Genomic DNA, 15,637 nt, shown 5'->3' on the forward strand with positions numbered 1-15,637 from the left:
GTTATCTCAGCAGCGGTGAATCTTCCTGCTTCATGCTTCCTGTCTCAAGCACTTCGCGTATTTTATAAGTTCCAAGTTTCCGTGCCTTAAGAAAGCCGGACCATGCCGCTTCCGCAAGAATTCCTTTTTTAAGAAAATCAAAAAGCCATTCATTGGTGTGATCGGGGTTTAACTGCTTAATCCCCGCGGTTATATCATTGAGCCAGTATCTGTTAAACTGTTCCTGTGAACCGATTGCCGGTGACATCACAATAGGGATGCCAAGGCCGCAATAGAACGAAAGCTCGCTCGGTTTGGTCCAGAGGATGTCAGTATCATGCATGATTCTGCTGAAAGAAGAGAAATATGCGTCAAGAGTAGTGCTGTATATAATAGATATATGAGGGGAATTGCCGAACTCTTTTTCCTTCAGCCCGGAGAAATAGTCCCGGACTTCCGGACGGATACCGGCAACAAGATTCAGTTTCACCTCACCGGCTTCAATTTTGCCGCGAAGTGATTTAGCGATACGCAGAGCGAATTCTTTCTGAGCTCCTGCCCCTCCCACTGCGTAGGTAATGGTGAGCCAGGGATTTGCTTCAGCCGCCGCGAAATCATCACCGAGAAAATGCTCAATGCTTTTATGGTGCCGCTGAAGAAACTTTTGCCTCGGGTCAAGCTGCTTCAGGCGCCTGGAAAGATCCTGCTTGAGAATGTTCAACTCAGGACCGCCGAGCAGTTCGTCCGGCAGCGGAAAGCCGGTGATATATATGCGGTCATCCGGCACACCGTAGGTTCTGAGGCGCTGTGCTGCTTTTCCACAGGGGGCAAAATATTTTATCCTGCTTTCCCACGGCTGCTCAGCCACCCAGACCCGGTTCAGGTCAGCATCACAGATAATGCAGTATATATCATCGTGTCCTGCCAGATCGGCGGCAATGGCAGGCGCGTAAAAAGAGGTAATCAGGGGAAGATGCCGGCTTCTGATTTTTTCGACCATGCCGGAGCAGAGTCCCCCTTTGATGGCGGAAATCAGCCGCCGGAGCTGAAAATTCGGCCGTGAAAGATTACGCATCGGGTAAAACGATGGTATAAACAGCAGGGCATCCAGCAGACTGAAGAGTGATTTACCAATGATGGGAATTGAACTCAGCCGGGAGAAAAACTCGTAAACAAGGAGCATTCTTCTCCACAGCTTTTTTTCGGCAGGGGAGATATCCTGCATTGAGCCGACGGTAATAACGTTCCCGTGCGCGATATCCCTGAGGGGATATACCGCGCGCTGATGGCCGTAGCCCATGTCAGCGGAAACAATCCAGGCAAGCGGAACGGGCTTAACCGGAATTAGTTCTCTGGTCTGCTCTGAAAGCGGCTGCAAAAAGAAAATCCTGATTTCATGGCCCCAAAATAAGGAATGCCGGAATAACCGCCGGAGGGGGGAACATTATTCCTTTGTTTTAGTTAAAAAAAGCATAAATTTAACGATTGATTAACAAGAGAATCAGTGGATACCTTAGAAATTATTGAGAAAATAGCCCGCATTCCCTCTTTTACCTCATTCGAGGAGCGGATGCATCCTTTTCTGTTTGGGTATTTTGATGCGCTGCGAATTCCGGGGCTCGAAATTATTCCTGTGCCAGACAATAATCTGGTGGTCAGAATTCCCGGAAAGAGAAAGGGGCGGATAATTGCCCTGAGCGCGCATCTGGATAAAATTGACCACTTCGGAGAGCCGGAGAAACCTGCACTCGATTTCCGGAATGACGGGAGTAAACTCACCGGGCTGCTGGATGACGCGGCCGGAATCGGGATTATTCTGGGGCTGATGCAGCAGTACCATACCCATGAGTTTTTTGATATATATCTTCTGTTTTCGGAATGCGAGGAGGGAATGAGTCTGAGGAAAAACCGGGAGCATCTGAAGGGCAATGCTGACGGGCTTACCGCGATGATCGGCTCGGAGCGGATATCGCGCTATCTGATTCAGAATGATATTGCCCCCGATATTGTAATTACCGTGGATGTTACACCGAAATTTGAGGGGAGTGAGGGGATAGCGGTATATGATACCTTCTGGGCGGGGAAGAATTTTAAGCCGCCGGAGGCGCTGCTTGACAAAACCAGAAGTGTTACGGACTATTTCAGAAGGAGGGATGTGAACATCCTGTTTTCGCACAACACGAATGATTATATAAATTATGGAATGCTGCTTAATAATCATTTTAACCAGCAGGGGAGGGAAATCGTGAGCATTGCAATTGAGCCGGCGGTGTTCCCGTACCACAGCCACGATGAGGGTATATATATCAGCGATATCCGGAAAATTGAAGAACTTCTGCTGAATCTGCTTACGCGATACATTGTTTAATGAAGAATGAATAATGAATTTTCAACTTTCAACTTTTAACTTTTAACTCTTAACTCTTAACTATTATCTCCTGACTCATTTGTTGCGTTTTACTTTTTTACTGCTTAGCTTTACAATAATTGAGCTGATGGCGCAGGTGCCGGAGCTGGTTGTGCCGATCGGACATACGCGTATTATCAGAACTATGGATTTTTCTTTTGACAGCAGGCTTCTTCTGACCGGGTCTGATGATGAAACCATTAAACTGTGGGATGTGGAGGCCGGACGAGAACTCCGTACAATCCGTCTGCATGATGAAAGGGTCCGGTATGTGAGATTTTTGAAGGGGGATACAACAGCATTCAGTTTTGCGTGGGGCAGTCAGTTGTATCTCTTTGACATCCGCAGCGGGGCATTGATCAGAAGCATTGAACCCGGCAAATCAGTGAGAGAAGCAGTTGTTGATGACGGGGAGATCTGCGCGGTAACCTCGCTCACTGCTGACAGCATATATATACTTAATCTGGCCGACGGTACGGTTAAGGAACAGATAGACGCCGGAGGCGTACCGGAAAAGCTTGCCATAAGCAGGGATGGGACGACTGTTGCATGGATTACCGCAGCGGGTAGCCTTTTCCAGCATGACCGCACTGAGGATAAAACGTATACTATTGCTGACTCTCTGTCCGCTGAGCCGGAAGCTCTTACACTCTCAGGAAACGGCAAGTATCTCTCCGCGGGTTTTGGAGACGGCTCGGTAATGCTTTGGGATACTTACAACGAAACACTTCTTTATTCAGCCAAAGTTCATACCAGCAGAGTTGAGCATATTGTAATTACCGAGAACCCGTTTATGCTGTTCACCGCGGGATGGGATAACAAAATCCGCGGAATTGAGATTATTCCCAAAAGAGATTTTATCGTTGCTGACAATCTGGGACAATTCAGCAGTCCGGCTCTTTCACGGGATGGCAGCCGGTTTGCCTATAGCCTCAGTTCAGGTATTCTGAATATATACCGGGACGGCAAGTGGCAGTATGTTATCACGACGGGTTCCGGGGTAAGAGGAATCAAATATGATAAACTGAACAATGTTCTTTATTCCGTTGATGATTACGGAATCGCTTCCTGGAGTTTTGGCAGGAAGGATGTGATGGGAAGAATTTCACGCTTTGATCTTACCGGCGCGCTTGATATAGCCCCGAGCGGTACCCATCTGCTGGCGGGGACATACAGCAGAGGCGTGGTTGAGTATGTTACCGGCAGGCCTGACTCATTCTTTATATATAATGGACCGGAGGCGACTGTCAGTGATGTGGGGTACTCTCCTGACGGATCCCTGATAACGGCCGTGGGGGCAGATTCCATTTTGTGGCAGTGGAACGCAGAAAAGGAGGAGGCGCACGTCTTTGTCTATGCTCCGCGGGGATACTATGAATCCTTTGCTTTTTCACCCGACGGGAAATATCTTGCCGCGGGAAACAGGGACTCAACCATTACACTCTGGCATTTTGATTCAGTCTCCACGGAGAAAATTCTTCCGGGACAGAAACTCACTTCTGATATTGTTTTTTCCTCTGACAGCAGGATGTTTGCCACAACCAGTGTTGACGGCAGTGTTAAGATATGGGAAACGGCAACCGGCGGTGTAATTACAACTCTGTATGACAATGATACCTATCAGCGTCAACTTGCCTGGTCCGGTGATAAGCAGCACATGGCGTTCGGAAACCTTGACAGAAATCTCTTTTTGGCCAATGTTACATCCGGAGAAACCGAGGAACTGAAGGGGCATGAGAGCTGGATTGAAGGGGTTGCGTTTATGAAGGGGGACAGTCTTCTGGCAAGCGGCAGTATGGACGGCACCGTAATTATCTGGGATGTATATACGAAGGAAAAACTTGTGCAGCTTGTTCCCCTGGACAGCGCGGATTGGGTAGCCCTTATGCCAGACGGCCGCTTTGACGGCTCCCGGACCGGTATTGAACTGATGTATCTGGTAAAAGGAACCGAAATCATTCCGCTGCAATCCTATTATGATATATACTATACCCCGGGACTTATTGCAGGGGTTTTCAGCGGAGAAATACGTCCTTTCGAAGGGAGCGGAAAATCCATCGAGGAGATTAAACCCTCTCCGATGGTCGAAATAGTAACCGGTGAAAAAAAGAAATTCAAAACGGGAGAAACAGCCATTACCGCAAAGGTATTTGACCGCGGAGGGGGAGTAAGCAGTGTAAAACTCTACCACAACGGAAAACTTATTGAGCAGAGGCGGGCGGGAGCCAAAGCAGCGGAAGAATATATGTTTACGGTGGAACTGCTTCCGGATACTAATGTTATCTCCGTGGTTGCCGATAATCCGGACGGGATGGAATCCGCCCCGGCTGTAACCAGAATTTTCGCCGAAGGCACTAAACCGGCATCACGTTTATATATTCTCGGCATAGGTATTAATCAATATAAAAATGAAAAATATAATCTCACCGGTGCGGTGAATGATGTGCAGAAGCTTTCTGCTCTTCTGGCGGATAGAAGTAAAGGAGTTTTTGCCGGGATTGAAACAAGGCTTATTACCGACAAAAAAGCAGTGAAAGCAGAATTAGTGAAAGAACTAAACCGCCTGAAGAAAAAGATTAAACCGGCTGATGTGTTTATTCTGTTATACTCCGGACATGGTGTTGTGGGAGGCGAGGGTACAGGCAGTGAAGATTTTTACTTTGTGCTGCATGATGTGGTGAATATGTATGGCGGAGCAAATGAAATGAAGAAACAGGGGCTTTCCTCATCCGAGCTGAAAGATTTTCTTGCCGGTATCAGGGCAAACAAGCAGCTTGTAGTAATAGATGCCTGTCAGGCAGGAGGGGCGCTCGAATCATTCGCGCTGAGAGGTGTGCAGGAAGAGAAAGCAATTAATTCACTGGCAAGAAATTCCGGCGTGTTTCTTCTTGCTTCAAGCGCGAAGAATCAGCTGGCCAAGGAGGTCAAAGCGCTCGGAATGGGTATATACAGCTATGCGCTTTATGAAGCGATAAACTGCCTGGGTGATATAGACCGGGATGGCGTGGTGAACGTCCGTGAAATAGAACAATACACGCGCCGGCGGCTTTTTGAACTGACCAGGGAGTATAACCTCTCTCCACAATACCCGGTAAGCTGGATGGTAATGCAGGATTTTCCGGTAACAGTCTGCAGAGCTGAAAAATGAGTTTATTACATCCCGTTGCGTTATTGCTAAAAGTTCTGCTCTTTATGGCTGCCATATTGCCTGGTTTTCAGAAGGTATCTGCTCAAGAGGGGATGCCGGAGCTTGTGCCGCAGTCAGGCCACGCACCCGCGGTGAGCGCGCTGGCTCCGTTTAAGGATATATATATCCTTTCCGGTGATCTGCTGGGTAATGTGATACTCTGGAATGCTGAAACCGGACGGCAGATACGGAACTTCAGCGGGCATAACCGAAAAATTAAAAAAATAGCAGCTTCACCAGACGGAGAGACAATTGCCGCCCTTTCAGAAGACGGCTCGGTAGTTATATGGAAAGCGTTATCAGGAGACCGGGTGCGGCTGATAAACACCGCTGAGCTGGCTGATTTTGCCTTTGCCGGCGACACTTCTCTGATTCTTGCCACCGCGGAACGACAGGTGTATAGCATCAGCATTTCACGGCCCGATGAACCGATGAAACATTTATTTTCTTACTTCAGCCTGATCTCTTCTGAAAGAACGCTTATTTCATCGGTATTTTCAGTAAAAGACAGTACCTGGTTTCTGATAACCGGACCCGGTTTTGAAAGCAAGGTATATCAGCTTGCGGTAAGCAATTTTCTTAATTCCAACAGCAAGCGCACCTATGATATCAATGACGGAATTCCCGGCGGGCTTGCTATATCCGCAGATGAACGGTATGCCGGTCTTTCGCTCAATGGCAATATCCACATCCTTGATGCTGCAGAAGGGCGGCTTCTTACGACTATTGAAACTGGAAACGACACGATATACCGCTTTGAGTTTTCAGCAGATGGCGTATATCTGGCGGTGCAGCAAAGTGATTCATCAGCCGGTATATGGAATCAGATCACTCAGAAAAGCACAGGAGTGGTAACTGCTCCGGGGAGGTTCCTCACTTCGCTGATGATTTCTCCTGACCGGAAATACGTCTATACAGGGAGCGGCAACGGAGAGATTTTCCAGTTTGATTTTAAGAGCCGGAGAAAAACACGTGAATTCAAATCCAATCTCCGCTATCTGACCGCTATGGATTTCTTCGGGAAGGAGAATACTCTGGTGACCGGATCGCTTATTCAGGGGGTGAATATTTTCCGTTCTGACGGAAGAGTGACGGAAATACCTACTGACGGGGAGGGATTTTTGTATACACTTGCTTCGCCTGATGAAAAAACAATTGCCGGAATAAATGAGAAGCGGATTGTTTTGTGGGAAGCTGAGACCGGAAGAGAAATCAGCCGGACGGATAAACCTCCGGGAATGGTAAACAGCGCGGTCTTTTCCCCTGACGGATCTGTTGTATATATTGCCCTTCCGGATTCAGCCCTGCTGATCTATTCAACAGCGAAAAAAGAGTTCACGAAGCAGAAAGGATTTGCCGGAGAGATTTTTAATGTTTCGGTTTCGCCTGACGGCAAAAAACTCGCGCTTGCGGACCGCTGGTACAGTTTTACCGTGTATAATGCCGAGACATACGATTCCCTTTTTTCGCTTCACTCTCATGGCTCGGTAATTTATTCGTCAGCCTGGTCGCCTGACGGAGAGCTGATTGCAACTACGGCAGAAGACTCCTGCGTATATATCTGGAACGGCAGGACAGGCGGACTGATCAGAAAAATTACCACAAGTTATCAGGTGGTGACCGATGTCCGTTTCTCGCCTGACGGTACAAAGCTTGGCGTGGCAGCGGTCGGGGGTGCGGTGTATCTCTATGAGACTTCAGAGTGGAAACTGCTCCACCGCCATGATAATACAGGGGTATATATTGCATTTATTGCGTTTTCTCCGGACAGCCGGCTGATTGCTGGCACTACGGCAACGGGACAGCTCAGGATATGGAATACCTTAACGGGGAAAGAGGAATTTTCTGTCTCCGGTTTTAATAAAACCGACTGGGCAGTAACGCTTCCCGACGGAAGATTTGACGCAAGCCAGGAAGGGATGAAACTGCTTCACTTTGTGAAGGGATATGATGTTATTCCGCTTGAATCTTTTTTTAATGAAAATTACTATCCCTCCATTTCTGGAGAGGCGCTCAGGGGCTCACTCATCCCGCTGCGTGATGAGGAGATTAAAGAGAAATTTCTTTTTAAGCTTCCTCCTGATATAAAAATAACTTCACCAAAGAGGGGTGCCAAACTGAAGAGCGGAAAAAATCTGATTGATATAGAAACCGTTGACCGGGGGGGAGGCATCAGGTGGGTCAGGTTATTTGTTAATGACAAGCTGGCGGCTGAACAGGAGTTTTCTTCACGTGCTGCGAAAGAGGGGGATACTCTTTCTCTGGTTTTTGAAACAGAGCTTTTGCCTGATACCAACAGGATTACGCTTATTGCAGCATCACTGAATGGCATTGAATCCATGCCGGTAACGGAATCCTGGCATGTGCAGGGCTCACTTCCGCGCAGCAAACTTTATATCGTAGGTATCGGCGTGAATGAATATATCAATCCCGCCTACGATCTGAAAAATGCAGTCTCTGATATCCGGATACTTTCTGAAAAATTTAAGGAAGGAACATCAGGTTTTACCGCCGGAGTATCAGAGCGCCTGATCTTTAACAGTGATGCCTCAAGAGAGGAAATACTAAGCGCGCTTGATTCGGTGGCGGCTCTTGCAAGGCCGCAGGATATATTCCTTTTACTTTATTCGGGGCACGGTGTTTTCAGTGCGGGAAAGAGTGGAGAGGGTGATTTTTATTTTGTTCTGCATGATATGGAGAATATGTATACTTCTGACTCCGCTTCACTTGCACGTGGAATCTCCGCAAGTGAGCTGCGGGAATACTCAAAGCGGATTTCGGCAAACAAACAGCTTCTGATTATAGATGCCTGTCAGGCCGGGGGTGCGGTGGAGGTATTTGCCATGAGGGGTGTGGCAGAGGAAAAGGCGATACAGTCCCTTGCAAGAAGCTCCGGAATGTTTTTGCTTGCCTCATCCGCGCGGAATAGTGCCGCTAAGGAGCTTCCGGCTCTGGGGATGGGTATATACAGCTATGCTCTTTCAGAAGCGCTGAACTGCATGGGGGATTTTGATAAGGATGGCGTGCTGCTGGTTAAGGAGATGGAGTTCTACGCACGGCGTAAACTTGAAGAAGTGCAGAAGAAATATAAACTGACACCGCAATATCCCATGAGCTGGATGATGTATCAGGATTTTCCCGTATCAGTGTGCAAATAATCAGACAATGAAGAAGCTGTCATTAAAGCACCCTGTTCTTTTTCTCCAGGTGTTCGCAAATATCCGGGATATTCCGAAGGACCAGAGAGGGAATTATAAAGTGAAAGAAATACTTTCCATGCCGGAAAGTATAATATCTGAAACGGGATACTTCAGCGAAGGTGTTTTATTTTTGCAGGATGACCTGAGGGGGAGTGAGGAAAAGTTACTCAGTTCCGGATTCATTGTGTTGACGGATTATCTTCAGACTAGCTTTGCGGGAATGGAGGATATACTGCTCTTTCATGATGCTAAGCATCCGCGTAATGCCGGTATCTTTAGAATGCAGATGAATGGAGATCACCTCTCTCTTTCGCTGCATTATTCTGGTAACCGCTATACGATAGGAGACCCTGCACGTGATGATTTCCGGTTTGGGGAGCTGCATCAGGGGGATTCATTGCGATTTACACTTAATTCCAAGAATGACTCCCATGATCAGCGGAAGTACTGCTGGTTTGATTACCTCTTCTGCGGATATGAGTATGTGAATGAAATAGTGTTTGACTCCAAAAGCAAGATTAGAATCCCAAAAAGAATACCCTCCAAACTCAATAAAAAAGTTGAACTGCTCAGAGATATATACTAAGAATTATGAAATATGAATTATGAAGTATGAATTGTGAATTGTGAATTGTGAATTGTGAATTGTGAATTGTGAATTAAATCTGATTCAAAGCTAGTGTTTGTTAAATAGATAATTGGGATTTATTCGTACAGACATATAATAATCTGTCTTATTCTTAAAAACCTCTGTTGGCAAAAAATTTAACGCAAAATAAGCAAAGTTGCCCGCAAAATAACACAGAGGGAGAGAATCCCGCGCAAAGACGCAGAGATTTTTCCGATCCGTGTTCATCAGCGTTGCTTCAGCATCCGTATCATCAGCGTCCCATCAGCCCCCAGAAAAGACGCAAATTAACTGAGAATTGATAGTTGAAAATGGAAGATTGAAAACGCCATGATTTAACGCAGAGGAAGAAGAATATCCCGTAAAGTAACGCTAAGGAGAATCATAACCGTCTCTTATACTAATCAAACCACTTCATCCAGACTGTCTGATCAATATACGGCACGGAGTGCTTTTCGCAGATTTTCATAGTATGCCCCGTTCCTCCGCTGCGGGGTTTGGCAAGATCATCATAAAATATCGCGAAATCAGCAGGTTCGAGTGATGCGCTTACAGAGCCCAGTACTTTAACCGTATCTCTCAGCAGATAAGGCACCTTGGCAGTCAGCCGGTTGGTCTTTCCTTCAAGCCATTGGGGAATCAGTCCTGCTGCCGCTTTATTGGCATCTGCGGTGTATTGTATAACATCCGGCTCAGATACCAGATTAACATCTTCCAGGGGGATGGTATATATACCTTCGATCGCAACTGTTTTTCTGTGCGTTCTGTATGGAATCACCTGCTGCAGCCGCTCCGGACTTACCGCTGCAACACCTGAGGAAAAAAGCGCATCGGCTCCCTTCGCATTGCCCGAGCGGAAGTGCAGATGTGTGAATCTTTGTGCGAGAATTTTTCCGAGCTGCACCAGTTTGGGAGAATCTGCGCCGGGGATGCTTCTCTTGCCCTCAAGCAGGATTACGGGGTTCTGCCTGCCGGTGCTGATAAGAAATGCTTCAAATGCAGCGAGATCCGGGATAGGTAGTCTATTTGCCATGTTAGTAATCGCGTAAAATCAGGTTTCAGATAGAGAATGATACGGAGCCCGGCATTGATAACTCTATCATGGGATGATAATTTTCCGGAAATATTTTAACTTATTGAGAGATCAGGATTTTAACCAATTTGCGACTCCACCGGAGTCGGTGTTGGGTTGTGTGCTCATTTGGATTTCTACCAACCTTCGACTCCTCCGGAGTCTGGTTGGGTTGTGTGGGAAATTAAATTTCTACCAATCTGCGACTCCTCCGGAGTCTGGTTGGGTTATGGGGTCATTTGGATTTCTACCAATGTTCGACTCCTCCGGAGTCTGATTGGGTTGTGGGGTCATTTGGATTTCTACCAATGTTCGACTCCTCCGGAGTTGAATTTCACCATTAACAATTATGAAGTTTTCCTCCGGAGTCATCCTGGCAATTCATAATTCATACTTCAAACCTCATAATTGTTTATCTGAGGCAGTTCTCTGAATTTTCAGTTGCTTGAATAAATTCAACAGCCTCTGGTTGTGGCAGAGGCTGTTGAGTCAGAATCTGTCAGAGTTTTATTGCCGCACTGTAATTGAGTACTTTTATCAGCATGACGGTAATTACCAAAGCGGCAGAGATATAGATACCTGCCATCTTTTTCTTTTTATCTTTTTTCATCAGTTTTATGCCTTCTGCGTAATCGTGAGCGCCTGAAGTATAATCTCCCTGACGGATATCCCAATTAACGTGACTGAATATATTGTTATTCATAATGTTTCCTTTTAATTACTCTATCGAAATTTTCAGTTATTTTATCAGAGTCATCTTTTTAACAGCCCTATAGTCACCTGCTTCAATCCGGTAAACATATACTCCTGAAGGAAGCGCTGATGCATTGAACGGTACAGAATAATATCCGGCTTCCCGTTTGTCGTTTAGTAATTCTGTTACTTTATTCCCCAGCATATCATATATTTCTATCCTTACCACCGAAGCGGCGGGGAGGCTGAATTCAATGGTGGTTGCCGGATTGAATGGATTCGGATAATTCTGCTCAAGCGAAAAATTTTCCGGTTTACCGGTGAAGACTGCAACTTGTTGTGAATATTCAAACTTACCATCGGTATCAATTTGTTTAAGCCGGTAGAGATATTTAATTCCGGATACAATAGTACCGTCGGTGAAAGAATACGATTTTTCACTGTTGCTGTTTCCGTTGCCGATTACAAAACCGATATTTTCCCAATCTTCTCCTGATCCCTGAAGAGTCCTGTGGATTTCGAAGCCGTAATTATTCACTTCGGTTGCGGTTTGCCAGTTGAGCTTAACACCTGACTCAGTAACGTAACCTGTGAACGCGATCAGCTCCACAGGGAGTGGAGTATTTTGCGCCTTAAAACTTCCAAAAGACTCCGGCTGATAGACTTCATAGTATCTCCACGGACTATAAACCTGAAAAGGATTATTTACCGGACTGTATTTTACTCTTGCTCTCCAGCGATAATTGTATCCGGCTGTTATTCCGCTTACATCATTAGTTATCTCAATCCCGGTTAGCGTTGTTCCTAAGTCAGTAAATGAACCCTCACCCGATGATGAGGCATTATTCCCAAAGGGCTGACCTGTTCTTTTATATTCCCATACCAGTTTACCATCTGCTCTGCCAAAGGGAGATTTACCAAAGCTGTTTAATCTCACCTGTCCGACAGCGCCTGTTAAGCCATTGGGACCTAAAACCGTTGAACTGGATGGCTGGTATTGTTGCAATGTTTTTCGTAAACCAGTTCCTTCATTTCCGTAGAAAACGAAGGCGCTTCCCTGATCTGTAATTGAATTATCATAAAGATACGCCCCGACAATAACATCGCTATATCCATCTCCATTCACATCCCCCGCGCTGGAAACTGAATAGCCAAAATATGCAGATGCCTGATTACTTTCCGCGGTCCAGTTTACTGTTGTGCTTAACCCGTTTTTTGAACCGTAATAAACAAAAGCTTTCCCTTCATCTGTCTGTCCATTATCATAAGAGTGTGCCCCTATAATTACATCGCTAAACCCATCTCCATTCACATCCCCCGCGGTGGAAACCGAAACACCATAATGAGCATTAACCTGATTACTTTGAGAATTCCAGCTGGAATTAGAAAGCAATCCGTTTGAAGAACCATGATATACGAAGGCAATCCCTTCGTTTGATTCAAAGTCATCAAAATTATACGCTCCGACAATCACATCGCTGTAACCATCTCCATTGACATCTCCGGCAGTGGATACTGAAATTCCGAAATGCGCATTTGCCTGGTTACTCTCTCCTCTCCAGTTTGGAATAGCACTTAATCCGCCTGCTGAACCATGATAGACAAATGCAGCGCCTTCTTCAGCATCTCCATAATCTGACCAAATTGCTCCGACAATTACATCGCTGTATCCATCACCATTGACATCCCCTGCATTTGAAACTGAACCTCCAAAATATGAATACTCCAGTTCACCTTCGGCTGTCCAATTTGCCGTTGTACTTGCCCCGCTTGCTGAACCGTGATAGACAAATACTTTTCCTTCACCGCCCCAGTTAACAAAGTAATTGTCCGCACCGACAATCACATCACTATATCCGTCTCCATTCACATCTCCCGCTGTTGAAACTGATACTCCGAAATTTGCATTTGGTTGAAAGCCCGCGGCAGCAGACCAGTTTGCAGAGGCACTTAACCCGCTTGCTGAACCATGATAGATATAAGCCTTTCCATCATACTGACTATTTGCTGCCACAATTACATCGCTGTAGCCATCTCCATTGACATCTCCTGCAGTAGAAACCGAGGAACCAAAGCGTGCGTTATCCTGACTAACTCCGGCACTCCAGTCTGCTGAAGTGCTTAAGCCATTTGGTGAACCATGATAAACAAAGGCTCTTCCATCATCAACAGTAAAATAGTCATACCTTCTTGCCCCCACTATTACATCGCTGTAGCCATCACCATTGACATCTCCCGCTGTGGCAACCGAATAGCCCAAATAGGCATTTGTCTGATTACTTTCCGCAGTCCAGTTAGATGTTGTGGCTAACCCGCTTGCTGAACCGTGATAGACATAAGCTCTGCCTTCATTTGATTCATTATTATCATAATTATAAGCTCCCACGATTACATCGCTGTAGCCATCTCCGTTAACATCTCCTGCAGTTGCAACTGAATAACCAAGGTTTGCGAGTCCCTGATTACTTTCTGCTGTCCAGTTTGCTGTTGCGCTTAAGCCGCTCGCTGAACCATGATAAACAAATGCACTCCCTTCATTGTCTTGTCCATTATCAAAGAAATACGCTCCCACAATCACATCGCCGTAGCCATCCCCGTTGATATCTCCGGCAGTGGAGACTGAATAGCCAAATAAGGCTTGACTCTGATTGCTCTCGATTGTCCAACTGGCGGTTGCGTTTAAGCCAGTTGCAGAACCGTGATAGACATATGCCCTTCCTTCAAGTGATTGTCCATTAGTATAATTAGGTGCCCCCACAATCACATCGCTGTAGCCATCGCCATTGACATCTCCTGCTGTACAGACAGAAGTTCCAAAGTATGCTCCTGCCAGATTGCTCTCCAACATCCGGTTTGCTGATGTGCTCAAACCACTTGCTGAACCATGATAGACATATACTCTTCCTTCATTTGTTTGCCCATTAGAATAAAAATGAGCACCAACGATCAGATCACTGTAGCCATCGCCATTGACATCTCCAGCTGTTGAAACCGAACTGCCGAATTTTGTATTAGACAGGTTGCTTTCAATCGTCCAATTTGCGGTTGAACTTACTCCGCTTGCTGAACCGTGATAGACATAAGCCCTTCCCTCATCAGTGGATGGATTAGCCAAAGCAAACGCCCCGACAGCCACATCACTGTATCCATCTCCATTGACATCTCCTGCTGTTGAAACCGCAAAACCAAAAAAGGCATTAGCCACATTACTTTCTGCCGTCCAGTTGGCTGTTGCGCTCAACCCGCTTGATGAACCGTGATAGACATAAGCGGATCCTTCATTTGACTGGCCATTATCAAACAAATATGCTCCTACAATCACATCGCTGTATCCATCACCATTCACATCACCGGCTGTGGAAACCGAATTACCAAATCTCGATTCTGCCTGATTACTTTCGGCTGTCCAGTCGGCGGTTGTGTTTAAGCCGCTTGCTGAACCGTGAAAGACAAATGCCCTTCCTTCATTTGACTGGCCATTATCATACAAATATGCTCCGACAATAACATCACTGTAACCATCACCATTCACATCGCCGGCTGTATTAACTGAGACACCAAATGATGCATCCACCTGATTGATCTCTGCGGTCCAGTTAGCAGTTGTTGAAAGGGGATCTATAGTTATCGGGTATTCTGCATTCATGTCATTGACCGCGATGACAAATTCGTTTTCGTTCTTCTTTTCAAAATGCGCGGGGAGTATATCGCCATTATTGTCGAATACCTTCAGGCGGCTGTATTTCATTTTTTCTTCCCCCTGACTGTCAATAAATGCCAGAGCATCCGCGCCAACCCGGAGTCTGAGATCGGTTTCAAGCGTGATTGCTACGCGCAACAATCCCTCTCCGGGGGACTCATGCTTTACTATAAAATCCTGCCGCATTCCTTCCTCGCTATTGTGGTAGGTTATAGCGAAATCTTTATCCTCAATTTTGGCTGTGTTTTTGATGACAGAGAATTCATTTCCGGAGAATGTTTTCAGATCATTCTTCCTGCCGTAACCCTTCAGCTTGAACCGTATTTTCCAGTCCGCTATTTCCCCGTATTCTTTTTCTTCTTCAGTGACTGACCTGTCGTTAATATCATATAATGGTATTTTTAACTGTCGGGGTTTAGCGGTAAAGCCGTCATTATGATAGATGAACCGGAGGTTCTGGCTTCTGTTGGGTGACTGATAAGCCATGTACTCCGGGTTAAAATTTATATTGTATTCATCTGATCTTAAGCTTTTGATAACGGAACTGTACCAGGAAGAATTCTGAAGATCCGCCGTTTCTTTTTCTGCATTATTCAACGGCTGATTCTTTTGTATAAATTCCGGGATCGCTGAGAACCTGATTTTCTCTTTTGCAGTATTAAAAACATATCCGTTTAGTCCGGAAAAGAGAAGTGAAAGGACAATACATGTCCCCATAATAATCAGCGAAAAAAGTTTCAGCGGATTCTCTTGTTGAGTCTTATTCATCAT

8 protein-coding genes are annotated in these 15,637 nt (G+C 45.9%); 4 read left to right on the top strand and 4 right to left on the bottom strand.

Going from position 1 to position 15,637, the window contains the following annotated elements; all coding sequences use genetic code 11:
* Position 1: 1 nt before the first annotated feature.
* Positions 2–1,279 (bottom strand): hypothetical protein, encoded by a 1,278-nt coding sequence (locus HRU80_03720; protein ID QOJ30445.1) that lies wholly within the window; start codon positions 1,277–1,279, stop codon positions 2–4.
* 204 nt (positions 1,280–1,483) lie between these two features.
* Between HRU80_03720 and HRU80_03725 the strand changes: the two genes are divergently transcribed.
* From HRU80_03725 to HRU80_03740, 4 genes are all read left to right on the top strand, one after another.
* Complete coding sequence (locus tag HRU80_03725) at positions 1,484–2,347, top strand: M28 family peptidase (GenBank protein QOJ28027.1); 864 nt, start codon at positions 1,484–1,486, stop codon at positions 2,345–2,347.
* 82 nt (positions 2,348–2,429) lie between these two features.
* Complete coding sequence (locus HRU80_03730) at positions 2,430–5,534, top strand: caspase family protein (protein QOJ28028.1); 3,105 nt, start codon at positions 2,430–2,432, stop codon at positions 5,532–5,534.
* Positions 5,531–8,731, top strand: a complete 3,201-nt coding sequence (locus tag HRU80_03735) for a caspase family protein (GenBank protein QOJ28029.1) — start codon at positions 5,531–5,533, stop codon at positions 8,729–8,731. Before HRU80_03730 ends, HRU80_03735 begins: the two co-directional genes overlap by 4 nt.
* 7 nt (positions 8,732–8,738) lie before the next feature.
* A complete protein-coding gene (locus HRU80_03740) occupies positions 8,739–9,359 on the top strand; it encodes a hypothetical protein (GenBank protein QOJ28030.1) in 621 nt (206 codons plus the stop codon).
* A 442-nt stretch (positions 9,360–9,801) separates the two neighbouring features.
* On the opposite strand, the gene HRU80_03745 is transcribed toward HRU80_03740, so the two are convergent.
* From HRU80_03745 to HRU80_03755, 3 genes are all read right to left on the bottom strand, one after another.
* Positions 9,802–10,434, bottom strand: a complete 633-nt coding sequence (locus tag HRU80_03745; protein QOJ28031.1) for a hypothetical protein — start codon at positions 10,432–10,434, stop codon at positions 9,802–9,804.
* 538 nt (positions 10,435–10,972) lie between these two features.
* Positions 10,973–11,176, bottom strand: coding sequence for a hypothetical protein (locus tag HRU80_03750; protein QOJ28032.1), 204 nt, complete (start codon positions 11,174–11,176; stop codon positions 10,973–10,975).
* Positions 11,177–11,212: 36 nt separating this feature from the next.
* The gene (locus HRU80_03755) at positions 11,213–15,637 is read right to left on the bottom strand and encodes an FG-GAP repeat protein (GenBank protein QOJ28033.1); all 4,425 of its coding nucleotides are present in this window, start codon (positions 15,635–15,637) and stop codon (positions 11,213–11,215) included.

The organism is Ignavibacteriales bacterium, from assembly GCA_015709675.1.
In the GTDB taxonomy this organism is placed as follows: Bacteria; Bacteroidota; Ignavibacteria; order Ignavibacteriales; family Ignavibacteriaceae; genus H2-BAC3.

Excerpts from the sequence above, each read along its gene's own strand:
- HRU80_03720 (QOJ30445.1), bottom strand. The coding sequence starts at position 1,279 with ATGGGCTACGGCCATCAGCGCGCGGTATATCCCCTCAGGGATATCGCG.
- HRU80_03735 (QOJ28029.1), top strand. The coding sequence starts at position 5,531 with ATGAGTTTATTACATCCCGTTGCGTTATTGCTAAAAGTTCTGCTCTTT.
- HRU80_03740 (QOJ28030.1), top strand. The coding sequence starts at position 8,739 with ATGAAGAAGCTGTCATTAAAGCACCCTGTTCTTTTTCTCCAGGTGTTC.
- HRU80_03745 (QOJ28031.1), bottom strand. The coding sequence starts at position 10,434 with ATGGCAAATAGACTACCTATCCCGGATCTCGCTGCATTTGAAGCATTT.
- HRU80_03750 (QOJ28032.1), bottom strand. The coding sequence starts at position 11,176 with ATGAATAACAATATATTCAGTCACGTTAATTGGGATATCCGTCAGGGA.
- HRU80_03755 (QOJ28033.1), bottom strand. The coding sequence starts at position 15,637 with ATGATGAATAAGACTCAACAAGAGAATCCGCTGAAACTTTTTTCGCTG.